The 25,328-nt window shown below is 40.7% G+C and carries 20 protein-coding genes; 13 read left to right on the plus strand and 7 right to left on the minus strand.

Annotation, left to right across the window (positions count from 1 at the left end):
• Nucleotides 1–49: 49 nt before the first annotated feature.
• Nucleotides 50–1,249, minus strand: coding sequence for an EAL domain-containing protein (locus BTO21_RS00895; protein ID WP_052672691.1), 1,200 nt, complete (start codon nt 1,247–1,249; stop codon nt 50–52).
• Between the two features lie 372 nt (nt 1,250–1,621).
• On the opposite strand from BTO21_RS00895, the gene BTO21_RS20000 reads away from it, so the two are divergent.
• The gene (locus tag BTO21_RS20000; protein ID WP_170064489.1) at nt 1,622–1,783 is read left to right on the plus strand and encodes a hypothetical protein; all 162 of its coding nucleotides are present in this window, start codon (nt 1,622–1,624) and stop codon (nt 1,781–1,783) included.
• A 414-nt stretch (nt 1,784–2,197) separates the two neighbouring features.
• Here the strand turns inward: BTO21_RS20000 and ppx are convergent, their stop codons facing one another.
• The 3 genes from ppx to BTO21_RS00910 form a co-directional block, all read right to left on the minus strand.
• Nucleotides 2,198–3,727, minus strand: a complete 1,530-nt coding sequence (gene ppx, locus BTO21_RS00900) for an exopolyphosphatase (protein WP_045030806.1) — start codon at nt 3,725–3,727, stop codon at nt 2,198–2,200.
• A complete protein-coding gene (gene ppk1 / locus BTO21_RS00905; RefSeq protein WP_045030805.1) occupies nt 3,714–5,834 on the minus strand; it encodes a polyphosphate kinase 1 in 2,121 nt (706 codons plus the stop codon). Before ppk1 ends, ppx begins: the two co-directional genes overlap by 14 nt.
• 115 nt (nt 5,835–5,949) lie before the next feature.
• Nucleotides 5,950–6,459: a glycine cleavage system transcriptional repressor gene (locus BTO21_RS00910; RefSeq protein WP_332839900.1), complete on the minus strand. Its 510-nt coding sequence runs from the start codon at nt 6,457–6,459 to the stop codon at nt 5,950–5,952.
• Nucleotides 6,460–6,632: 173 nt separating this feature from the next.
• On the opposite strand from BTO21_RS00910, the gene BTO21_RS00915 reads away from it, so the two are divergent.
• The 4 genes from BTO21_RS00915 to phoU all read left to right on the plus strand — a co-directional run bounded on the left by BTO21_RS00915 (nt 6,633) and on the right by phoU (nt 12,099).
• Nucleotides 6,633–8,861, plus strand: a complete 2,229-nt coding sequence (locus BTO21_RS00915) for an ABC transporter permease subunit (protein ID WP_045030800.1) — start codon at nt 6,633–6,635, stop codon at nt 8,859–8,861.
• 15 nt (nt 8,862–8,876) lie between these two features.
• A complete protein-coding gene (pstA, locus tag BTO21_RS00920; RefSeq protein ID WP_045030799.1) occupies nt 8,877–10,514 on the plus strand; it encodes a phosphate ABC transporter permease PstA in 1,638 nt (545 codons plus the stop codon).
• Between the two features lie 68 nt (nt 10,515–10,582).
• Nucleotides 10,583–11,380 (plus strand): phosphate ABC transporter ATP-binding protein PstB, encoded by a 798-nt coding sequence (pstB, locus tag BTO21_RS00925; protein WP_181314537.1) that lies wholly within the window; start codon nt 10,583–10,585, stop codon nt 11,378–11,380.
• A gap of 11 nt (nt 11,381–11,391) precedes the next feature.
• Nucleotides 11,392–12,099 (plus strand): phosphate signaling complex protein PhoU, encoded by a 708-nt coding sequence (gene phoU, locus BTO21_RS00930; RefSeq protein ID WP_036795870.1) that lies wholly within the window; start codon nt 11,392–11,394, stop codon nt 12,097–12,099.
• A gap of 121 nt (nt 12,100–12,220) precedes the next feature.
• On the opposite strand, the gene BTO21_RS00935 is transcribed toward phoU, so the two are convergent.
• Complete coding sequence (locus tag BTO21_RS00935) at nt 12,221–12,961, minus strand: copper homeostasis protein CutC (protein ID WP_045030796.1); 741 nt, start codon at nt 12,959–12,961, stop codon at nt 12,221–12,223.
• Between the two features lie 235 nt (nt 12,962–13,196).
• Entirely contained in the window at nt 13,197–13,808 is a 612-nt protein-coding gene (locus BTO21_RS00940) for a peroxiredoxin C (RefSeq protein WP_045030794.1), read from the minus strand.
• Nucleotides 13,809–13,939: 131 nt separating this feature from the next.
• Between BTO21_RS00940 and BTO21_RS00945 the strand changes: the two genes are divergently transcribed.
• The 3 genes from BTO21_RS00945 (at nt 13,940) to aceA (ending at nt 18,492) form a co-directional block, all read left to right on the plus strand.
• On the plus strand, nt 13,940–14,842 hold the full coding sequence (locus BTO21_RS00945) for a hydrogen peroxide-inducible genes activator (protein WP_065192580.1): 903 nt from the start codon (nt 13,940–13,942) through the stop codon (nt 14,840–14,842).
• 691 nt (nt 14,843–15,533) lie between these two features.
• Nucleotides 15,534–17,147, plus strand: a complete 1,614-nt coding sequence (gene aceB / locus BTO21_RS00950) for a malate synthase A (RefSeq protein ID WP_105026657.1) — start codon at nt 15,534–15,536, stop codon at nt 17,145–17,147.
• A 37-nt stretch (nt 17,148–17,184) separates the two neighbouring features.
• A complete protein-coding gene (gene aceA, locus BTO21_RS00955; protein ID WP_045030792.1) occupies nt 17,185–18,492 on the plus strand; it encodes an isocitrate lyase in 1,308 nt (435 codons plus the stop codon).
• A gap of 61 nt (nt 18,493–18,553) precedes the next feature.
• Here the strand turns inward: aceA and BTO21_RS00960 are convergent, their stop codons facing one another.
• A complete protein-coding gene (locus BTO21_RS00960) occupies nt 18,554–19,063 on the minus strand; it encodes a CBS domain-containing protein (RefSeq protein ID WP_045030790.1) in 510 nt (169 codons plus the stop codon).
• 273 nt (nt 19,064–19,336) lie between these two features.
• Here BTO21_RS00960 and queA point away from each other — a divergent pair, with 273 nt between their 5' ends.
• From queA to secF, 5 genes are all read left to right on the plus strand, one after another.
• Complete coding sequence (queA, locus tag BTO21_RS00965) at nt 19,337–20,389, plus strand: tRNA preQ1(34) S-adenosylmethionine ribosyltransferase-isomerase QueA (protein WP_045030788.1); 1,053 nt, start codon at nt 19,337–19,339, stop codon at nt 20,387–20,389.
• 252 nt (nt 20,390–20,641) lie between these two features.
• Entirely contained in the window at nt 20,642–21,811 is a 1,170-nt protein-coding gene (gene tgt / locus BTO21_RS00970) for a tRNA guanosine(34) transglycosylase Tgt (protein WP_105026811.1), read from the plus strand.
• A 26-nt stretch (nt 21,812–21,837) separates the two neighbouring features.
• The gene (gene yajC / locus BTO21_RS00975; RefSeq protein ID WP_045030785.1) at nt 21,838–22,176 is read left to right on the plus strand and encodes a preprotein translocase subunit YajC; all 339 of its coding nucleotides are present in this window, start codon (nt 21,838–21,840) and stop codon (nt 22,174–22,176) included.
• Between the two features lie 37 nt (nt 22,177–22,213).
• Entirely contained in the window at nt 22,214–24,067 is a 1,854-nt protein-coding gene (secD, locus tag BTO21_RS00980; RefSeq protein ID WP_045030784.1) for a protein translocase subunit SecD, read from the plus strand.
• Nucleotides 24,068–24,079: 12 nt separating this feature from the next.
• Entirely contained in the window at nt 24,080–25,027 is a 948-nt protein-coding gene (gene secF / locus BTO21_RS00985) for a protein translocase subunit SecF (protein ID WP_045030782.1), read from the plus strand.
• The last annotated feature ends 301 nt before the right edge of the window (nt 25,028–25,328 follow it).

Here is a 25,328-nt window from a genome sequence, read left to right on the forward strand (position 1 = left end):
CGCCACGATGGGCGGTATTTAACAGTATATCTATTTATGCGTATCAAAGTTAGTGGCTATTTTTATAATTAAAACCATTCTTATTTCGTCTTTTTAATTTATCTTTAGCGATTAAAAAGTTATGCATTAATATGTCATGATTCAAAGCATACATTTCTTGCGTTAAAATAATTGATTTTTCATTTAATAATTTAAAATTGGCTAGTAATTCGACATCATCATTAAAGTGATAATTGTTTAACATATTACGCGCTATTAAATGCACTTGATAATGCATATCGCTCAATGCTATAAAATGTTTATTTTTTTTAAAAAAAGAATGCTTTTTATTATTATACCACTGACCAAAATCACATTCATTCCCATTTTTAATATAGCGTAAGGTCTCATTTTCGTTTATATGTTCTTTTTTTATTTTTTTATTAACAACTTCTGTAATGTTCTCAATCCATAAAATATGATTTAATAAAGATAATTTAACAGGTGAAACACAACTATAAGAAAAGAAAGTTTTATCTTCAGACATGAAGGTTACAAAATCGTCATAAGGCAAGGGTTTTGATATATAATACCCTTGTATTTCAGAGCATCCATTTTCTAATAAAAACTCATATGTTTTTAAATCTTCAACACCTTCAGCAACAATTCCTATGCCTAACTTCTTAGCTAAAGCAATCGTTTCCGTTATGATTACTTGATTTTTCTTATTATCAAACAAACCACCTATAAGAGTATTATCTAACTTTATCTTGTTAAATGGTGTATTTATCAATGAAATAAGATTTGAATATCCTGTCCCATAATCATCCATAATAAGAGATATATTTTCAAAAACAAGCATATCGTCAGTTAAGTTATTAACTGCCGTTTCTGTTATTTCATAGTTAATATTTAATTTACAGTCTCCATCCTGATTTTTATTGATTTTATCAAGAAAACATTTATCCTTTAGATCTAAAACAGATAAATTCATTGAATACTGTAAGTTTTTATTAACTTTTAATAAATTTGAAACATCCTTAATAAATACATCAATCATATAAAAAGAAAGAGTAGTAATAAATCCATTTTCTTCGCAAAAAGGAATAAACTCATATGGCGATACTATTTCGCCACTTGGTTTAATCCATCTTATTAAAGCTTCAGCTCCACACACTTTATGTGTTTTTAGATCAACTTGAGGTTGATAATAAAAACAGAACTCATTATTTAATAATGCTTCTGTTATATTATTAATAGTCATGGTCATTATTTTTCTTCTATTATTCCTATAAATAGCAACATATTATTTTTAAAAAACATATACCATTAAATTTAAATACCACCCTCATATATTTCGTTACAAAATATTACATCACAAGCAGAACCATAACCCAAATACCCGTTAAATAGCCCCTAGAAACGATTTTAAAGCCATAAATACCGATCATTCAGCTCGTAGTATGACTTTGCGCTAAAAACGCCTGTATTTAACATATGGCATCTAATGCGATCTGAGACAGTGTAACGGCTAGATACAAGAAAGGCTGGCATGACGATTGATTAGGATTAATCAAAACAATAGTAAACATATCTCATATAATCTACTGTTAGTCATCTAAGACAAACAAGGACAGTGAAAATGAAAAGGAAATGCAAACTACTTAGATACTACAGTGAACTTAAACATATTGAACGACAGCAGCCAGAAGCAATAATCTCAGTAAAAGAAGTTATTGCTCGTCTACATGAAATTAAAATTGATTTAGATACAAAAAAGACAAAACAAAAAGAAATTGCCTAGATATTTTAAAAGGTCTTTTTAATCCTACCTAAACACCCGTCAAATCGCCTCTAGAATCGATTTTAAGACCATAAAGACCTATCACTCGTCACCTAGCATGACTTTTCTCTAAAAACGGCTCTATTTAACATATGGCATCTATCCCGTACTGCGCGATCACACTTCGCTTAAAATAGAGCCCATAAGCCTTGTTTTAAGACGTTGAGATTGCCAACAACTACCAAAATACAGCATGATTATTTTGTTAACGATGTTATTAAATCGCCAAACAGTGTTATCAATCGCATTTCATTAAAAAACCCGCAAAAGTTGCTGTTTAGCTATCACAATCCTGTTTTAATTTATCGCCACTCGCCACTCGCCACTCGCCACTCGCCACTCGCCACTCGCCACTCGCCACTCACCACTCGCCACTTATTCCCCAATACTCAATGTCCAGCCTGCCTTATGCCAATATTGCTGCTCGGTTGCCAGATCGGCAGCGAGAAGGGTATTGATTGCTAGCCAACCTTGGGGCAGGGTTAATTGCCAGTGCTCGTTATTGGCAGTGACACTAATTTGCGGCATGGGAGTCGTACTGCGTTGACCATTAAGGGTGACACCCAACCGTAAGGCGCGAATTAATGGGTATAACTGCTTACGCTTATAAATCGTCAGTGGTGGCATTTCATCTAGTTTTAACCGCTTACGTTGAAAGCGAGCTAAGGTGGCAAGCAGTGTTTGTTGATCGACACTGAACCCCGGCATAGTGCTATAACGTAATAAATACGCTGAGTGACGATGAAAACCGGGGTAACTGATGCTCAAACCGACCTCATGCAATAATGCTCCCCATGCTAATAAAGAGGCTAATTCGGGGTGTTTGTCAGTAGGTGATAATTCAAGTTGTGCATACAAGGCGAGGGCGGTGTTTTTTACTCGCTGAGCTTGGGGCATATCAATATTATATTGTTCTGCTATTGCATTGGCGGTGCGGCTGCGAATATCACAATGACGGAAACGTTGCTCCATTTCATACAATACCCCTTCTCGTAATGCACCCGTTGAAAAATGCATTTTATCAATGTTAAAGGCTGAAAAAAGCGCACTCACAATCGCCACGCCTGCTGCAAAAACAGGTTTTCGATCTTCACTTAATCCGTCTAACACTAATTTATGTTGCTGTTTACAAGCGATGATTGCGGTGATTAATTGCTGTAATCGCGGTTGGGTTATTACCCCATCATGATGACCTTGAGCGATGAGCACTTCTCGAATAGCTTTGATGGTGCCTGATGTGCCGAGCACTTTTTGCCAGCCAAGTTGCTTATATTGATTGGTGATTGTTTCTAGCTTCTGACGTGCGGCTAATTGTGCTGCGGAAAAATTAGTGTCATTGAGCTTACCATCAGCAAAAAAGGTTTTATTGTAGCTCACGCAACCGATGTGTTTACTGGAAATGATATCGGTGTCAAACCCTGAGCCAATGATTAATTCAGTGCTACCACCGCCAATATCAATCACCAGTCTTTTGTGTTGTTGTGGTTGAGTATGTGCCACCCCTAAATAGATTAATCGAGCTTCTTCTGTGCCAGCAATAATTTCAATCGGGTAAGGTATAATCGCTTCTGCGCGACCCATAAAAATATCGGCATTACGTGCTTGGCGCAGGGTGTAGGTTGCTGCAACGCGTACATTTTCAGGTTCAAAACCTTGCAGTCTTTCAGCAAACATAGCTAGACAGGTTAAGCCGCGTTCAATCGCAGCTTGGCTAAGGTTGTGCTGACTATCAAGCCCTGAGGCTAACTGAACTCGTTGTTTATAGCGGCTAATGATTTGTAAGCGTTGACCAATAATCCGCGCAATCACCAAATGAAAACTATTAGATCCAAGATCAAGAGCTGCAATATGTCGTGGTTGTGACGGGTGTTGTTGTGGAGCATGAGGTTGATTATGGCTTGGCATGGTATTTTTTCTCCTTGTGTGCAAGTCGCTGTAAGTGATCTTCACTGCGTTGTAAATAGTGGTAAATCGCGGTTTGAGCGCGTATTTTTGGCTGCTTACCACGACTGACATAACGGTTGCTCATTGATTGATCAAGGAGCCGCGCTGTGATGTTATCAGCCAGTTGTAGATTAATAATATCAATAATACGTTGCTTAAGTACTGGCGATAAAATAGGACAACCGACCTCAATGCGCCGATCAATATTACGGTACATCCAATCGGCGGAGGAAATAAACACTTTAGGGCTGCCATTATTGGTAAAGATATACACTCGCGCATGTTCAAGAAAGCGATCAACAATACTAATAACTGTAATATTGTCACTAATGCCTTTCAGACCTGCGATTAGGCTACACATTCCACGGACGATTAATTGGATCTTAACCCCATGTTGACTGGCTTTATAAAGTTGATCAATTAAGCCTTTATCAATCAAATTGTTCAGTTTGAGGGTGATGCCAGCAGGGTGATGTTGTTGCGCGTGGTCAATTTCACTGTCAATCAGTGCGTTTAAACGTGCCCTCGCATCGGTTGGTGAGACAATTAAATAGTTGAAATGCACTTTACGGATGGGGTTGGCAATGTAATCAAATAATTGCTGCACTTCATGAGTGATCTCTGGGTGACATGTGAACAATGAAAAATCGGTATAGGTTGTAGCGGTTTGCTCGTTAAAGTTACCTGTACCTATATGAGCATAATGAACTAACTGATGCTGTTCCTGACGGCTAATAAGACACAGCTTAGAATGAATTTTCACCCCAACAACGCCAAATAAGACCGTGATCCCTGCGGCGATTAATCGTCGTGCCCAACGAATATTCGCTTGTTCATCAAAACGGGCTTGCAGTTCCACCACTGCTGTTACCTGTTTACCATTATTGGCTGCGGTGATCAGGCTATCAATGATGGTCGATCGTTTTGCGACCCGATAAATATTAATTCTAATCTGACTCACCATCGGATCTAACGCGGCTTGACGTACAAAATCAATCACATGATCAAAGCTGTGGTAAGGGTAATACAATAAGATATCTTGCGCTTTTATGGCATCGAAAACTGTTTTAGCGCGGCTAAAAGGGTAACTCTTAATTGTCGGTAATGGCGCATGGTTAAAGTATTTATTACCGATAATAGGAAAATCAATAAAATCATTGATGTGTTGATAACGCCCGCCAGCAATAATGGTATCGAAACAAGATAGCTTGAGTTGATGTTTTAACAAGTTGAGTAAGTGTGGTGGCATGGTGTGTTGATAAGCTAACCGCAGTGGTTTTGCCGTTAGGCGTTGATTTAGCCCCTGTGACAGTTGCTCTAAGACGGTATCTTCACTGGTCTGGTTAAGCGCATAACAAGCATCACGGGTTATCTTGATGGCATACACACTGAGCTGATCTGCGGTTGGTTGCGCTGTAAAAATATCACCAATACAGTAGCGGATAATGGTTTCAAGCCACACTAGTTGGTGTTGATTGTTACTCGCGGGGAGTTGCACTAATCGGGGCAATTTATCGGTTGGAATTTCAACTAGTGCATAATCAACATTATGATTACGTTTGATTGTTACGGCTAAGTACGCGCAATGATGATGTAAACGCTGCACTAAATCAAAGGGTGCTGAATGTAGCGGTGTCGTATTCAGCTTATTGGGCAGTGATATCGTCGTAAGATGAGGCTGGATATGCTGCCTAAAATAGTCCTTGAGCCATTGTTGCTGCGGTGACTGGAGTTGATGTTCATCAAGTAGACAAATCCCCCGTTGTGCCATTTCCATTAGCAGTGCACGATAGATAACATCAAAAGTGTGTTGTGCTTGTAAGCTTCGTTGTTGAATCTGATCGAGTAATGATTGTTGTGGATGATGTTGATCTCGGCAATGTAATAGTTGGCGTTTAATCTTTGCCACCCGCACTTTGTAAAATTCATCAGTATTATTGGCATAGATGCCCAAAAAACGGACTCGCTCTAGCAGCGGTACCGATTTATCCGCTGCTTGTTGTAATACTCGCTCATTAAATGCTAGCCAGCTAAGTTCTTTTTCAAGATAACGATTGTTGATGGTCATTCGGTGTCAATATCCTTGCCACTTTACAGCCATTAACTCGGAATATTAGGATAAATGGCATGGTAAAGCATGATGATTCGCGTTACATTGCTCTAGTGTATGCCATCTAATTGATTTAGCTAAGTGTTTCAATATCTATAGTTAAATCATCTGCTAACTGCTCTAATTGTTGCTGAATCATATGCTGGTTAATTTCTGTTGGCGTGTGCAATTGAAATTCAGCCACAAAAATAGGATAGCCCCAGTTAGGTGCGCTGTGGGTCTCGGTTTTTAGTTTAGCAATGTTAATCCCAAGCTGAGTTAAATGCTGGGTGACTTCTTTAACAATACCGCAGCGGTCATTACCCGTAACAGTGAGTTGTTGAGCAACATAAGGGGTGGCGGTTTGAGTGTGATCTTCGACGATGTGGATTTGCAGCGCTTCAATGTCAGTTAATGCTTGGCGCAGTGGCACAAAATGTTTATTGGCGACTTCCATTTGTATTATGCCTGCAAACTGACCTCCAAGTTGACTGAGTGAACTGCTCACCCAATTAGCATGATGTAAATAAACGGTGTCAGAGAGTTGTTCTACAAGCCCTGGTTTGTCTTTACCAATAATGGTTACAATCAGTTGTTTCATCATGTTTTTCCTTGTCGTTATAACATTATGATGGCATCTATCAAGGTGGTTGTTTTTTAAGCATGGCTGCAAAGTGTAATTTAGCCAACCCAAATCATCATCATGCTGAGCGCTGTCATAAATTTGTCATAAAATAGCAATACACTTTTAAGCGTATAAATAGGTTAGAGGTCATAATGGCAAACGCCAGCACATTATTAAGGAAAGAAAATCGTTTTCGCCGTGGTAAAGATAAATTAACGCGGGTTGGCGTAACAGCGGGTGGTATTTTTGTCTTGATCACCTTGATGCTGATTTTCTTTTATTTGCTGTATGTGATCGTGCCTATTTTCTCATCAGTTTCTGTTACACCTAAACAGCATTTTTCATTACCCGTGACCAGTAAAACTGCGTTGTTAGGGGTTGATGACAGCAATACCATTGCTTACCGTTTTAGCCGTGATGGCAACGTCACCTTTGTTGATTTACAACCGCAATCTCATCAAGCTGCGGTGATCAAACAGCAGACGATTATTACTGATCCTACAGCATACGCGGTGAGTTTGCCGCGTGATGGGATGGTGGCTTATGGCACCAACCAAGGTCAGGTGACTGTTGTTAAGCCAGAGTTCTCACTAACTTTTGCTGCTGCACATAAACAATTACAGCCTCATATTGAATTTCCTTTTGGTAAAGCGCCATTAACACTGGCACCTGCGGGAGAAGCGATCACGCAACTCGCTATTTCAGGGCGTGATGATCGCACTATTGTGGTCGGTAAAACTGCGACTAATCATCTTTATGGATTGAGCTTATTACTGCCTGAAAATGTGGTCCAACGTGCTAACGGGTGGCAACAGCAGCAGTTTGTGATCGCAGATACTCCCGATAAGATTGATGATTTTCAATTAACCCCTGATGGTAAGACGTTATATTTGCTCAGTGGGTCAAATTTATATCTGTATAAGCTAACCCCAAAAACGGCTTTTCTGCGGAAAATTGAAAATATTGCCACTGGCAGCAGTACGCCTGTTTCAATTACCTTATTATCTGGCGCTAATTCGTTATTAATTACTAACTCTGATAATACTATTTCTCAATGGTTTGAAGTGGTTAAGCAAGGACAACGGCAATTAGTTAACGTGAGAACATTTACGTTTTCGGCGAGTCCTTTAGTGAAAATCGTCCCCGAATATTACCGTAAAGGCTTTTTTGCGATTCAACAAGACGGCACGACTTCGGCTTATTACACTGCCGAACGTAAGCTCATACATAAAGAAAAAGTCTTTACTAACGTACCCATAGATATTGCCATTTCACCGAAAGCAAACTTGCTAGTCACGCTTGATAATGGTCGTTGGCAAACTTACCAAGTGAAAAATGCCCATCCAGATATCGGCCTATCATCACTATTACAAAAAGTATGGTACGAAGGCTATGCAGAACCTGATTATGTGTGGCAATCAACTTCAGCCAGTGATGAGTTTGAACCAAAATTAAGTTTAGTCCCGATTGTATTTGGCACCCTTAAAGCGGCGATTTATTCGATGTTTTTTGCCATTCCTTTAGCACTTGCTGGGGCGATTTATACCGCTTACTTTATGTCAAATAAAGTCAGAAGAATCATTAAACCTACCGTTGAATTAATGGAAGCACTGCCAACGGTTATTTTAGGTTTTCTGGCTGGAGTATGGTTAGCACCGATTGTTGAACAATATTTGGCGGGGATTGCGCTAGGAATTGTGTTTTTACCGTTAAGCATTATTGTTGTCGGCTGGAGTTGGTCAATGTTGCCTGGGCAATGGCGGTCACGGGTGCCAAATGGTTTCCATATCGCCTTGTTAATTCCAGTGATTGTTATTGTGACGTATAGCTGTTTTGGGTTAAGCCCGTGGATTGAAACCCAGTTTTTTAATGGTGATCTACAAGGGTATTTAAATAATTATTTAGGCATTGGGTATGATCAGCGTAATGCGTTAATTGTCGGTATCGCGATGGGATTTGCGGTTATCCCGACGATTTTTACTATTGCTGAGGATGCGATTTTCTCGGTGCCTGGGCATTTAACCAAAGGCTCGTTGGCATTAGGGGCGACGCAATGGCAAACCTTAACTAAGGTGGTGTTATTGACTGCTAGTCCCGGTATATTTTCTGCCATCATGATGGGGTTAGGGCGCGCGGTCGGTGAAACCATGATTGTACTAATGGCAACGGGTAATACCCCTGTTATGGATTGGAATTTACTCCAAGGGCTACGAACATTGGCGGCAACCATTGCCATTGAAATGCCTGAATCAGAAGTCGGTAGCTCACATTATCGGGTGCTGTTCTTAGCCGCTTTTGTGCTGTTTGTGTTTACCTTTGTCTTTAATACGATTGCTGAAGTCGTTCGTCAACGATTACGCGAAAAATACAGTTCGTTATAAATAAGTGATACAGCAATGATTAAATGGTTTAAATCCGGTTCGCCATGGATTTGGTTAACAGCAGGTGCAGTTAGCTTAAGTTTGGTTGCCGTACTCGGTTTATTGTTATTAATTGGCTACAAAGGCTTGAGTTATTTTTGGCCGGCACCTGTGTATCAATTTGATGTCAATCTTAATGGTAAACATCAAGTCGTGATCGGTGAGCTTTATCAACGCACCATGGTTCCGGTGGATCAACTTGCGGATGCTGGTGTCGATGTTAGTCAATTTACTGAAAACAGTGTGCCGCGTTATTTAATTAAAACCGGTAATCGTGGTCAAGGCGCATTAGATTTTTTAACCGTATTACGCTCGCAAATTATCCATCAACAAGTGGCGAATAATATTGCGGTGGTTGATCGTGAAAGTAATGGCAAGTTTTATGGCTATCCCGTCAGTGTTATTGAAGGCGGCGAACCACAACCGTTATCGCAGTTACCTGCAGCGTTAGCCCAAGCTGATAAAGTACGTTCAGAATTACGCTCATTACAAAGTAACGAGATTGCCAATATTAACTGGCATTTAGAACGATTAAGAATTGAAAAAAGACGTTTGGAATTAAGCGGTAAGCTGACGGCTGTTGATGGTTTACGCATTGATCGTGAGCAAGCAAATTACAACACGATTTATAAGAATATTGAAAATAGACTGTTTGCGTTGCAAGGGCAATTAGATCATGACGCGTTAGTGTTACGCGATCAAAGTGGCAAAAATGTGACTATTCCGATGATGCAAGTGTTGGACATGTGGCAGCCCAATAATTTGTCGTGGTTTGAAAAAATGCAGCATTGGGGGCATCAGGTCTATAAGTTTTTAGCCGAAGCACCACGTGAAGCCAATACGGAAGGTGGCGTGTTTCCTGCCATCTTTGGTACGGTATTTATGGTGCTTTTAATGAGCGTGATGGTAACGCCATTAGGGGTACTTGCTGCGGTTTATTTACATGAATATGCCAGTAATAATCGTTTTACGAAACTGATTCGTATTGCTGTTATTAATCTTGCCGGTGTGCCATCGATTGTGTATGGCGTGTTTGGATTAGGTTTTTTTGTATACATGGTTGGCGGCACTATTGATGATGTGTTTTTCTCGGCGCAATTACCGACACCGACCTTTGGTACGCCAGGGATTTTATGGTCAGCACTGACGTTAGCTATCATGACATTACCTGTGGTGATTGTGTCAACCGAAGAAGGCTTAGCCCGTATTCCAAGTTCAGTGCGTAATGGCTCCTTAGCGTTAGGTGCAACCCAAGCCGAAACGTTATGGCGGATTGTATTGCCAATGGCAAGCCCTGCAATCATGACTGGACTTATTTTAGCTGTGGCGCGTGCGGCAGGTGAAGTTGCGCCATTGATGCTGGTGGGAGTGGTAAAAATGGCCCCGACATTACCTTTAGATATGCATTTTCCGTATGTACACTTAGATAGAAAATTCATGCACTTAGGTTATCATGTGTATGACGTTGCTTTTCAGAGCCCTAATGTTGAAGCGGCGCGACCATTAGTGTACGCAACCTCATTTTTATTAGTAACGGTTATTATCAGTTTAAACTTAACGGCTATTGCTATACGTAATCACCTTCGGGAAAAATTCCGCGCTTTAGAGCTATAACCGTCAGTATCAATAACACGAGATCACCTATGTATAACGATCGTTCTCTCTTTACCGACCACTCACCAATGGGGTTATTTGAACCGTTGGATTTATCGTTATTGGCTGATGATAAAACCGCATTGTCGATAGAAGGTTTAAACCTCCATTATGGTAAGACGCAAGCCTTGTTTGATATCAACATGCGGGTTGCTAAAGGCCAAGTTACAGCATTTATTGGTCCTTCAGGTTGTGGTAAATCAACCTTGTTAAGCTGCATTAACCGTATGAATGATCTTATTGATGGCTGCCATATTGACGGTAAGGTCATGCTGCATGGTCAGAATGTGTATGATAATAATGTTGATGTTGCCGCTTTACGACGTCAAGTCGGGATGGTGTTTCAACGGCCTAATCCTTTTCCTAAATCAATTTATGAAAATGTGGTTTATGGACTGCGATTACAAGGGATCAGGGATCGACGAGTGCTTGATGATGCGGTTGAAAGCTCGTTACGCTCTGCGGCATTATGGGATGAGGTGAAAGGGCGTTTACATGAGAATGCATTTGGTCTTTCTGGCGGTCAACAACAGCGATTAGTGATTGCGCGTGCGATTGCAATTGAGCCTGAGATTTTGTTATTAGATGAGCCAACATCTGCGTTAGATCCGATTTCAACCTTAACCATTGAAGAGTTGATTAATGATCTAAAAGCAAAATATACCGTGATTATTGTCACCCATAATATGCAGCAAGCGGCGCGAGTCTCAGATCAAACCGCTTTTATGCATATGGGGGAATTAGTGGAATATACCAGTACCAATGATATATTTACCACTCCCAAAGAAAAACGTACTGAGGATTATATTACAGGGCGTTATGGTTAAGGATCGACAGCATGTTAAATACAATTAGCCTTGGCCGTCATATTTCTGGTCAGTTTAATCATGAATTAGAAAGTATTCGCACCCATGTGTTAGCAATGGGGGGCTTGGTTGAACAGCAGTTAGCTGACAGCCTAAAAGCATTACATAAACAAAATGAAGAATTAGCCAAACGGGTGATCAAAGACGATCATAAAGTCAATGCGATGGAAGTAGCGATTGATGAAGCTTGCACCCGTATCATTGCCAAACGTCAGCCAACAGCAAGTGATTTACGGTTAGTCATCGCGATCATTAAAACCATTACTGATTTAGAGCGAATTGGTGATGTTGCCGAGAGTATTGCGAAAGTTGCGTCGGAGAACTTTACCAATAAGCAATATAACTTATTAGTTTCACTTGAATCGTTAGGTCAGCATGCCGTACGTATGTTACATGAAACACTCGATGCATTTGCACGAATGGATGTAAAAGCGGCGATTGAAGTGTATCAAGAAGATGACCGTATTGATCGTGAATATGAAGCGATCATACGTCAATTAATGACTTATATGATGGAAGATCCTAATTCGATTCCTAACGTGATGAAAGTGATGTGGGCGGCGCGTTCAATTGAACGAGTTGGGGATCGTTGCCAAAATATTTGCGAATATATTATCTATTTTGTGCAAGGAAAAGATATTCGCCACACTAACCCTGAAGACATTAAAAATATGCTCTAGCAACAAATATTGCTTATGTTGTGGCAGTGCTAAAATGAACCTGCACCGTAAACATAAAAAGGGACGTGATGATCTATTGCTAGATAATACGTCCCGATTTAACCGCTGGTGGTTATTGTTATCACAGCTGAAGTTGAGCGATCACTGCTGCTATATTGGCTGCGCCCGTAATAGGGATCTCAAAATCATCAATATCAGCGCTACCCATATGCGCTTGTTTCGCCACTGTAATCATATGACTTGGACGGGTGGTTTTACCTGATAGGTGGATCTCATTAATGCCTGTTCGAGCAATGATTTCACGTACGTTATGACTATTAACGCCCGCGCCTGCCATAATCTTTAACCGCTGACCACAGTGTTGATGCATTTGGTTAATCATGCTAATACCGTCATAGGCATTAGCTTGTAAACCTGAGGTGAGAATACGTTCACAGCCCGCTGCCATTATCGTATCGAGTGCTGCCATTGGCTCAACACACTGATCAATCGCACGATGAAAGGTGACGCCCATTCCTTGTGCTTGCTTGACGAGACGAGTCACAATATCACTGTCGACTAAGCCATGTGGCGTTAATACGCCAATTACTACTCCCTGTAATCCTGCCTGTTTCGCCGCATAAATATCAGCCAGCATAATTTCTACATCTTCACTGCTAAATAAAAAGTCACCTTGGCGCGGACGGATCATCGCATAAACAGGAACGGTGGCATATTTAGCGGCAGCGTGCATAAATCCAGCGCTGGGTGTGAGCCCACCAAGTGCCAGTGATGAACATAGTTCGATACGGGTTGCGCCACCTTGCTCGGCATAACGCAGTGATTCAAGGTTATCGATACAAACTTCGAGTTGAATAGTCATTGATTATTAACAATATTATAAAAGAGGGTGTTCAGTGTAGAAGATAATTGCAGGCGGGGCGAACAGTGGCAGTTGATAATGTGCGGTCGGTTGAAAATGAAATAAACGGCTAAACGAGAGATAAAAAAAGGGCCCGGTATATTCCGAGCCTCATTGTATTTTTATTTGAGCTGACTTTGGCTCTATGTAGCACTAATGCAATTCATAACACCGTGAGCATGGTGTTAGCAGGTAATTACTTCTTACCTAGGTCTGCAGTGTGCTCAGATAGGTAGTCTGCTACACCTTTTGGTGATGCATCCATACCTGCTTTACCTTCTTCCCACTGTGCAGGACATACTTCGCCGTGCTTCTGGTGGAAGTTCAATGCATCAACCATACGTAGCATTTCATCGATGTTACGACCTAGTGGTAGATCGTTAACTACTTGATGACGAACCATGCCGTCTTCATCGATAAGGAAAGAACCACGGAAAGCAACACCTGCTTCTGGATGCTCAACATCGTAAGCTTTACAGATTTCGTGCTTAATATCAGCAACTAGCGGGTATTTAACTTCACCGATACCGCCGTTTTCAACAGCAGTGTTACGCCATGCGTTGTGCGAGAACTGTGAATCAATTGAAACACCAATAATTTCTACACCCTTCGCTTGGAAATCTTCAAAGCGCTTATCAAAAGCAATTAGCTCTGATGGGCATACGAAAGTGAAGTCTAGTGGGTAGAAGAAAACTACCGCTTTTTTACCTTTAGTAAACTCTGCAAAGTTGAATGAATCAACAATTTCGCCGTTACCTAGAACAGCTGCAGCAGTAAAATCTGGTGCTTGACGACCTACTAGTACCATTTTGGTGCTCCTTGAATATTGGGGATTGCCAACCTTTTTAGGCGGGCTCCATACTTGGACGAGACAAACTATAGCTAAACTGTTAAATTGAAAAAAGCGGAATAAACAGATTGAAGTAATCGAAAAATACGATGAATAAATTTCCATCACTTAAACAGCTCCACTATTTAGTTACTCTATCGGAAACACATCATTTTGGCGAAGCGGCTAAACGATGTTTTGTGAGCCAGTCGACATTAAGTTCGGGTATTCAAAATCTTGAAGACTTACTTGACTGTCACCTCGTTGAGCGTGACACCAAGGCTAAAACCTTAGTTTTTACTTCAATGGGTGAGCAGGTTGTCGATAGAGCGCGAGAATTATTAGCGTGTAGTCGTGATTTAGTCGAGCTTTCTCGTTGTAGTGGGGATGTTATGGAAGGACCATTGCGGGTGGGTTGTATTCCAACTATTGCGCCTTTTTTATTATGTGGTTTAGTACAGCAAGTTAATCTCTTATATCCCAAACTCAATTTATTATTACGTGAAGATACCACGACTAATTTATTAGAAGCACTGCAGCATGGTGAAATGGATGTGTTGATTTTAGCGTTACCTGTCGATATTCATGGTATGTCGAGTAAGGTCGTTGGACGTGATGCATTTAAAATGGTGATCAGTAAAAATCAAGCAGCCTCGGTGACGGTGCCGTTGCATTATGCTGATTTGCCCGATAAATCAGTTTTCTTATTAGAGAAAGAGCATTGCTTAACTGAACATGCGGTATCTGCATGTAAATTAACCTCGAAAGAAAAAATCAATCCTTTTACGGCAACGAGTTTACATACTCTAGTACAAATGGTTGCTAATGGTTTAGGAACGACCTTTATTCCACAAATGGCGATTAAACACGGTATTTTAGAAAATCAAAATTTAGTTATTATTGAACCGCCAGGTCAGGATGCTTACCGTGAGATTGGTTTAGTATGGCGACCAACATCAAGCCGTACTGCTGTTTTTGAAAAGTTGGGTGATATTGTTAAAGATTTATTGTAAGTCGGTTTAATGGCTCGTGATGGTAATAAGAAGCCTGAAGTAATAATCATTAATTACACTGCAATTTTAGGGTAGTTATTATGGTTACTCAGGCTTTTTTGTGAGCGCTATATGGCTAATGGGTATTTTTAATGATTTTTAGTTGAATATATTGCCTATTTGTAAATAACCGAAAGATTATATTGTCGAGTATTCTATCTATAACTCACTGTTTTGTTGGATAATTTTGTTTCTCATTGCAAAATAATGACTTTTTTATTTAGTCTTATTTAATGTTAATTGTTTTATTATTCTAATTATTGATGATTAATTATTTTATTAATCATGCTGTTATAGGTAATTTGTATATTAGTATTTGTTTTAAACGGGTTTTTAAATAAATACCATTATAAGGTTCGGTGTAATTTAATTACGTAACTACATACAAAAACCCCTTTTTTAATATAAATTCAAATTCCGAGTAAAGAGCTAATATTTTTATTAATTTGATATTTTGCATATTTCACTATTTACAGTAACTGTTTGATATTATTTGATTTGTGTTTTTATGATGAGTATCAAATAGCTGTTTTTTATTTGCATTCCAGCTATGGTTACGGCAACGTAAATATATGCTTTAAATGATTTAACAGGGAATCATTGCTTTTGTTATTGATAAAAGTAGTGATTAAGTTACAAGCTGGAGGTGCATATGACAGACACAGCCATTCAAGCAAATGATCATACTCAGTTATTACTGCAGCATCCTCTGACGGAACAGCAACAACAGATTTTAACCGAAGATGCATTATCCTTTATTGGACGGTTAGTTGAACGATTTGCTGAGCGAGTACCGTTATTGTTAGAGGCGCGCGAACAGCAGCAATTAGCGATTGATCGTGGTCAACTCCCCGATTTTCTACCCGAAACTCGTGCTATCAGAGAAGCAGGGTGGAAAATACAAAACATTCCCCATGATTTACAAGATCGCCGTGTAGAAATTACCGGTCCTGTTGATCGTAAAATGGTGATTAATGCTCTAAATGCTAACGTAAAAGTGTTTATGGCTGATTTTGAAGATTCGTTTTCACCGTCGTGGAATGCGATTATTGAAGGTCACCAAAACTTACGTGATGCGGTTAATGGCACCATCAGTTATACCCACCCAAAAACGGGTAAACAATATCAACTTGATGATGATCCTGCGGTATTGATCTGCCGTGTGCGTGGTTTACATCTGATTGAAAAAAATATCTTGTGGAATGGCAACCCTATTCCTGGCGCATTACTTGATTTTGCCTTGTATTTTTATCTCAACCATCAAGCGTTATTAGCCAAAGGCAGTGGCCCTTATTTCTATTTACCGAAATTACAGTCTTATCGTGAAGCCGCATGGTGGAGTGATGTCTTTAGTTATACCGAAGATGAATTTGGTTTAACGCGCGGTACGATTAAAGCCACGGTATTGATTGAAACCTTGCCCGCGGCATTTGAGATGGATGAAATATTATTCAATCTTAAAGAACATATCGTTGGACTTAATTGTGGTCGTTGGGATTATATCTTTAGCTATATAAAAACTTTACGCAACTTCCCTGAATGTGTTTTGCCTGATCGCCAAGTAGTGACCATGGAAAAACCCTTCCTTAATGCTTATTCACGGTTATTAGTGCGTACCTGTCATCATCGTGGCGCATTAGCTATGGGCGGTATGGCGGCATTTATTCCATCTAAAGATCCCAAGCAACAAGCGTGGGTACTTAATAAAATTAAAACCGATAAAGCGCTTGAAGCCAATAATGGTCACGATGGTACATGGGTTGCCCATCCGGGGTTAGCTGATACTGCACGCGCTATTTTTGATGAGGTGCTTGATCAACGAGTGAATCAACTGGATGTGAGTCGTGAGCAAGATGCACCCATTACTGCAGCTGAATTATTAGCACCTTGTGATGGTGAACGAACCGAAGCGGGTATGCGACATAATATTCGAGTGGCGGTGCAATATATTGAAGCATGGATCTCAGGTAATGGTTGTGTACCTATTTACGGCTTGATGGAAGATGCGGCAACAGCAGAAATTGCTCGAGCGTCAATTTGGCAATGGATAAAACATGGAAAAACCTTATCCAATGGTCAAGTGGTAACGAAAGCATTATTTACCCAAATGTTAACTCAAGAAATGCAAGTATTACAGCAAGAATTAGGCCAGGAGCGGATGGCAAAGGGGCGTTTTGATGAGGCAACCTATTTAATGTCGCATTTGGTTACTAGTGATGAATTAGACAATTTCTTAACCCTAAAAGGGTATGACTATTTAGTGTAGTAACGGACTAACGCCGATTGACTAGAGGGATATTATTATGACATTAACTCGCCAACAACAAATTGCAGCCCTAGAACAAGACTGGGCTGAAAACCCACGCTGGAAACACGTTAAGCGTACTTATACTGCCGAAGAAGTTGTTAATCTTCGTGGTTCATTTATTCCTGAGAATACCATTGCCCAACGTGGCGCTGATAAATTATGGGAATTGGTTAATGGTAGCGCTAAAAAGGGCTATGTTAATTGTCTTGGTGCCTTAACGGGTGGGCAAGCGGTTCAACAGGCAAAAGCGGGTATTGAAGCGATTTATTTATCTGGTTGGCAAGTTGCCGCTGATAATAATACCGCATCAGCAATGTACCCTGATCAGTCTTTATACCCAGTAGATTCAGTACCAGCGGTTGTAAAACGGATTAACAACTCTTTCCGTCGCGCCGATCAAATTCAATGGTCTAATGGTGGCTCGCCAGCGGAAGGGATTGATTATTTCTTGCCGATTGTCGCTGACGCAGAAGCGGGTTTTGGTGGCGTACTTAATGCGTATGAATTAATGCGTAATATGATTGAAGCTGGCGCGGCTGGGGTTCACTTTGAAGATCAATTAGCCTCAGTGAAAAAATGTGGTCACATGGGCGGTAAGGTCTTAGTCCCAACCCAAGAAGCGGTACAAAAGTTAGTGGCTGCACGTTTAGCGGCTGATGTTGCGGGAACGACAACGTTAGTTATTGCACGTACTGATGCTAATGCTGCCGATTTATTAACGTCAGATTGCGACCCATATGATAAAGACTTTATTCTTGGTGATCGCTCTGCCGAAGGTTTTTACCGCGTTCGGGCGGGTATCGATCAAGCGATTGCACGTGGTTTAGCCTATGCGCCTTATGCCGATTTAATCTGGTGTGAAACAGCCAAGCCATGCTTAGAAGAAGCACGTAAATTTGCTGAAGCGATTCATGAGCAATACCCTGATCAGTTATTGGCCTATAACTGTTCACCGTCGTTTAATTGGGAAAAGAACCTTGATGCTGAAACCATCGCTAAATTCCAACAAGAATTAGCGAATATGGGTTATAAGTACCAGTTTATTACGCTCGCGGGTATTCATAATATGTGGTTTAACATGTTTGAACTTGCTCATGCTTATGCGCAAGGTGAAGGGATGCGTCATTACGTTGAAAAAGTACAGCGTCCAGAGTTTGAAGCTGCAGATAAAGGCTATACCTTTGTTGCTCACCAACAAGAAGTGGGAACAGGCTACTTTGATACCATGACTAATACCATTCAAGGTGGTAATTCGTCAGTGACGGCATTGACAGGATCAACAGAAGAAGAACAGTTTAAATAAGCGTATTTGATACGGAATTTAAACTATCGGGGGGAGCGTAATGCTCCCTTTTTATTAGCGGTTATAAGCCACGTTCTATATCAAGATCACCAATCTCACCAATATCACCGAGGTCATCAAGGCCATCTTGTTCTTGCTCAACCGGATCCACTTCCTCTTGCATTTCAAGTAACGTCACGGCAATGGCGACAAAATCACTGTTAGTAATAATGCCCACCAATTGTTTATTCTCAACCACGGGCAAACAGCCAATTTGATGTTTGTGCATATACAGTGCCGCTTCTTTAAGACCAGCATGACTATCAACACTGAACACATCACGGTTCATACAATGTTCAAGTAAGGCTTCTAATGGTGAGTGGGAATGACTGACGATAACAGATTTTAAATTGGAGTCTTGCGCGGCGAGGACATCACGTTGAGAAATTAAACCTAATAAATGATGGTTATGATCAGTGATCGGTATATGACGAATTGACTGGGTTTGCATCATTTCTTTAGCATCAAATAAAGTGTCATTGCGTGATAGCGTGTATGGTTTTTGAGTCATCATATCGGCAACAGTAAACATAGCAATCTCCCGTTTTCATATAATAGTTAATTGTTTTTTTTGTTAATATCCTCTTTTGAATGTAGCGAATTATCGGCAATTATCCCATGACGGTGGTCATAAATTTCAAATGTCATAAACGATTAAACTTCATCTTTTATTGTTAAATAAAGACAGAGCAGATTGTTCGGCTCCGGTTTTGTTATGGAAAATACGCTTTAATTGCTTCGGGGTTTCGCATCTTTGGTGGAGTTAAGTATAATGCCCGCCTGCTGTTATTTAAGGCGTATTACGATGCAAGTTTCTGATTTTGATTTTGAGTTACCAGATGAGCTAATTGCTCGCTACCCACAACCTGAGCGTACCGCGAGTCGTTTGTTACATATGACGGGCAATACCGGTGAATTAGCACATAAAGGTTTTAAAGATGTGTTAGATCTGGTTGAGGCTGGAGATTTATTAGTTTTTAATAATACCCGTGTTATTCCTGCGCGTATGTATGGCCATAAAGCGTCTGGTGGTAAAATTGAAGTGTTAGTTGAGCGAATGTTGGATGATAAATCCATTCTTGCTCACGTGCGCGCATCTAAACCGCCAAAGCCTGGTATGGAATTGTTATTAGGTGAGCAGGGTGAGTTTTCTGCGGTAATGGTTGCTCGCCATGACGCACTATTTGAAATTCGTTTTAACAGTGATCAAACCGTTTTAGAAATTTTAGATCAGGTGGGGCATATGCCATTACCACCTTATATCGATCGTCCAGATGAAGATGCGGATAAAGAGCGCTACCAAACTGTTTATAATGCGAAGCCTGGTGCAGTTGCAGCACCGACTGCGGGCTTACATTTCGACGAAAAACTGATGGCTGATTTAAAAGCGAAGGGCGTTAATTTTGCTTTTGTTACTTTGCATGTCGGCGCGGGTACTTTCCAGCCAGTACGTGTGGATGATATTAACGATCATCACATGCACTCTGAATATGTTGAAGTACCGCAAGAGGTTGTGACTGCCGTTAATGAAACCCGTGCTAATGGCGGCCGTATTATTGCGGTTGGTACCACATCAGTGCGTTCACTTGAAAGTGCAGCACAAGATGCAATTAAGAATGGTACTGAGCTAAAACCTTTTTTTGGTGATACCGAAATCTTTATTTTCCCTGGGTATCAATTCCAGCTCGTCGATGTGCTAATTACTAATTTCCACTTACCAGAATCAACCTTGATTATGTTAGTGAGTGCGTTTGCAAGTTATGAGTATACGATGAATGCATACCATCAAGCGGTTGCTAATCAATATCGTTTCTTTAGCTACGGCGATTCGATGTTTATTACTCGTAAAAATGTGTGATATTGATTACGTTAACACTTATTAAAAATTAAGTGTTTAGGCTGCTTTTTGTTACAATTGCAGCCTTTGTTGTCTCTGCTATATGATATAAATTTATTTATGTAGTATTTACAACATAATAAATGCTTTTTGCTCGATGTGATCATTACTATTATTGATGGTAATGCTGATGTTGTGAGCAGCGATGGTCGTTATTAACGGCCATTATTTTTGTGGCTGATCAGGCAATCGCCTGTGGGGCTTAATCCTGTAATGGGAATCTGTCAGATTGTTTCTCTGGCTTTTGGAGGTCTTGTGAAATTTGAATTAGATAAAACTCAAGGTCGCGCACGTCGCGGTCGTTTGCAGTTTGAACGCGGTACGGTGGAAACGCCAGCATTTATGCCTGTAGGTACTTACGGTACTGTTAAAGGCATGACACCTGAAGAAGTTGAACAAACGGGTGCACAAATCATTCTAGGTAACACGTTCCATTTATGGTTACGTCCTGGACAAGAAGTGATGAAGATGCACGGTGATTTGCATGACTTTATGCAATGGAAAGGCCCAATCTTAACCGATTCAGGCGGCTTCCAAGTATTTAGCTTAGGCGCATTACGTAAAATCACTGAAGAGGGTGTGCATTTCCGTAACCCTGTTAACGGTGACAAGATTTTCATGGACGCTGAAAAGTCGATGGAAATTCAAAAAGATCTTGGTTCTGATATCGTGATGATCTTTGACGAATGTACGCCATACCCAGCGACTCACGACGAAGCTAAAAAGTCGATGGAAATGTCACTTCGTTGGGCTCAACGTAGCCGTAATCACTTTGATGAACTTGAAAACAAAAATGCCTTATTTGGTATTATTCAAGGTGGTGTGTACGAAGATCTACGTGATGTGTCTGTTGAAGGTCTAACCAAGATTGGTTTTGATGGCTATGCAGTCGGCGGTTTGGCAGTTGGTGAGCCAAAAGAAGATATGCACCGTATTCTTGAGCATACATGCCCACAATTACCAGAAGACAAGCCTCGTTACCTTATGGGTGTAGGCAAGCCAGAAGATCTTGTTGAAGGCGTTCGTCGCGGTATCGACATGTTTGACTGTGTAATGCCGACGCGAAATGCGCGAAATGCACACCTGTTTGTGACTGGCGGTGTGATCAAGATCCGTAATGCGAAACATAAAACAGATACAACAACACTAGATCCTGAGTGTGACTGTTACACTTGTAAAAATTACTCAAAAGCGTATTTGTATCATCTAGATAAATGTAATGAAATTCTAGGTGCGCGCTTAAATACAATCCATAATTTACGTTACTACCAGCGTTTGATGGCAAGTATCCGTAAAGCGATTGACGAAGATCGTTTCGATGCATTTGTAGAAGAATTCTACGCGCGTCGTGACCGTGAAGTTCCACCATTACAAATTGTATAAATCATAATAAATCGAGGACGTTATAAATGAGCTTTTTTATCTCTCAAGCACATGCTGCAACTGAAGGTGCTGCTGCAGGCGGTTCACCGTACCAGTTATTCATTATGCTGGGTCTGTTTGCTGTAATTTTTTACTTCATGATTTACCGTCCACAAGCTAAGCGTGTTAAAGAACACAAAACGCTTATGACTTCGATGAGTAAAGGCGATGAAGTAATGACTAACGGTGGTCTTCTAGGCCGTATTACTAAGTCATCATCTGAAAGTGATTACATCGTTCTTGCGCTAAACGACAATACTGAAGTAACTATCAAAAAAGACTTCATTACTGCTGTTTTGCCAAAAGGCACAATGAAGTCTCTATAAGACTATAAAAAAACATTCGCTTTGAAGGATCATAGCAGTGCTTAACCGATACCCTCTGTGGAAGAACTTATTAGTGTTGTTCGCACTAATCATAGGTTTGCTTTATGCACTTCCCAACGTATACGGTGAAGATCCAGCGATTCAAATAACTGGGGCGCGTGGCGCCTCAGTTACTATGAACGCTTTGGATACTGTCACCGAAGATTTAAAAAAGAACAATATCTCCTATAAGTCAGTGGTATTTGAAAAAGGCTCAATACTGGTCCGCTTCAAAGATACTGATACCCAAATCAGCGCTCGCGATATTCTTAATAGTGAATTAGGTGACAAATATATTGTTGCACTCAATCTCGCACCCTTAACACCCTCTTGGTTAGAAGCAATTGGGGCAACTCCCATGAAGCTCGGCTTAGACTTGCGTGGTGGGGTTCATTTCTTAATGGAAGTGGACATGGATGCGGCGATGGAAAAACTATTAGGTCAGCAAGAAGAAACCTTTAGAGCTGAACTACGCCAAGATAAAATTCGTTATCGCGCCATTGATAAAAGTAAAGAAACGGTCTCTGTACGTTTACGTGATGCCGCTCAATTAGAGCAAGCCAAAGCGTTATTAGAGCCTCTTCATCCCGATATGATCTTTACTGAAAATGAAGCGAAAGGACGTTTTGTATTAATCGCGAGTTACTCTGAAGCCCGTCTTCAAGAAATCCGTAACTATGCGGTTGAGCAAAACATTACTATTTTACGTAACCGTGTTAATGAATTAGGCGTTGCCGAACCATTAGTACAGCGTCAGGGCGCTAACCGCATTGTGGTTGAGCTACCGGGTGTTCAAGATACGGCGCGCGCTAAAGAAATTTTAGGTGCAACCGCAACGCTTGAGTTCCGTGAAGTCGATAGTAGTGCTGATCTTGCGGCAGCTGCTGCGGGTCGAGTACCTGCGGGTAGTGAAATCAAGATGACCCGTGATGGTCGTCCTGCGGTATTGAAAAAGCGCGTTATTCTTGCGGGTTCTCATATTACAGATGCAACCTCAAGTGCTGATGAATATGGACGTCCTCAAGTGAATATTTCGCTTGATACCGAAGGCGGTAGCAAAATGACGGCGTTCTCACGTAATAATGTCGGCAAATTAATGGCGACCGTATTTACTGAGTACAAAGACAGCGGCAATCGTACCTCTGAAGGTAAAGTCATTCTTGAAAAGCATGAAGAAGTGATCAACCAAGCGACCATTCAAACGGCACTTGGACGTGACTTCCGCATTACAGGTATTGATTCACAGTCAGAAGCACATAACCTTGCTCTATTGTTACGTGCAGGTGCGTTGATTGCGCCTATTTCGATTGTTGAAGAACGCACCATTGGTCCATCTATGGGTCAACAAAATATCGATATGGGTATTCAGGCGTGTATCTGGGGCATGGTGGCAGTAATGCTATTTACCTTATTGTACTACCGTGGTTTTGGCTTGATTGCCAACTTAGCATTAATGATGAATCTAGTATTGATTATTGGTGTGATGTCGATGATCCCTGGGGCAACTATGACCTTGCCTGGTATTGCAGGTATTGTGTTAACCGTTGGTATGGCCGTTGATGCTAACGTGCTTATCTTTGAGCGTATACGTGAAGAATTACGTGACGGTCGAAGTCCGCAGCACGCTATTCAACAAGGTTATGCCAATGCGTTCAGTACCATTGCTGATGCCAATATCACTACCTTAATGACCGCAATTATTTTGTTTGCTGTTGGTACTGGTGCAATTAAAGGCTTTGCGGTGACATTATCGATCGGTATTTTGACTTCGATGTTTACTGCTATTGTTGGTACTCGTGCTGTGGTTAACTTAGTCTATGGCGGTAAACGCGTAGATAAGTTGTCAATTTAGGAGGACGCATAAATGAAACAATTATTGAATACAGATAAAGTTACCGACTTTATGCGTTGGTCAAAGTTAGCGTTTATTTTATCGTTAATAATGATTACAGCTTCTATTGCGACAATATCAACCAAAGGTTTGAACTGGGGCTTAGACTTTACCGGCGGTACGCTGATTGAAGTGAGCTTTAAGGAACCTGCGAACTTACCATTAATTCGTGAGTCATTGGCAACATCGGGCTTTGGCGATGCGATAGTGCAGAACTTTGGTACAGCGCGTGACGTGATGGTTCGTTTGCAACCGCGTGATGGTATTAAAGGTGAAATACTGGGTAACCAGATCATTGAGGCTTTAAAAACCGGAACCGGTCAACAAGTTGAAATGCGTCGGGTTGAGTTTGTAGGACCCAATGTCGGTGATGAACTAGCGGAAGCGGGTGGATTGGCAATTTTAATTGCACTACTTTGTATTCTGCTTTATGTCTCTATGCGTTTTGAATGGCGTCTAGCCGCGGGTGCGGTGTTGTCATTGGCACACGATATTATCATTACCGTTGGTGTCTTTGCGATATTACAAATTGAAGTTGATTTAACTATTGTGGCTGCATTGCTAACGGTAGTCGGTTATTCACTTAACGATACCATCGTAGTGTTTGACCGGATTAGAGAAAACTTCCGTAAGATGCGTAAACAAACCGCTGAAGAAATTATGAATTGTTCGCTTTCTCAAACATTAAGCCGAACATTAATTACTTCTAGTACCACCTTGTTTGTTGTGATTGCCTTGTTCTTAAAAGGCGGTGCGATGATTCAAGGTTTTGCATTAGCTTTATTGCTGGGTATTACCATCGGTACGTATTCTTCAATCTATGTGGCATCAGCGTTAGCGCTTAAATTGGGTATCACCCGTGAGCACTTAATGCCAACGCCACTAGATAAAGAAGGTGAAGAAATTGATGCGATGCCATAGCAGTAAGTAGCGTCTATTTGTTACCAAGCACACTATGGTGCAAATAATAATATAAATAATGCGGAGTCTTCGGGCTCCGTTTTTTTGCGTTAATTTTAAGTTTTCTATTGTTATTTTCTAGTGTGGGCAGACGAGCGAACAAGGTAATACCAATTACAATAAGTTGTTAACTTCATTTAATGTTCTTGATCGTCATTCTCTACAGTGAATGCCTGTGAGGGCGATAGGCAATTGAATGGTTTTAAAAGATGACCAGTTAATTAATCAGATTGGTATAACGGATAAATAGGATGAGGATAAG

Source organism: Photobacterium phosphoreum, assembly GCF_002954725.1.
Taxonomy (GTDB): Bacteria; Pseudomonadota; Gammaproteobacteria; order Enterobacterales; family Vibrionaceae; genus Photobacterium; species Photobacterium phosphoreum.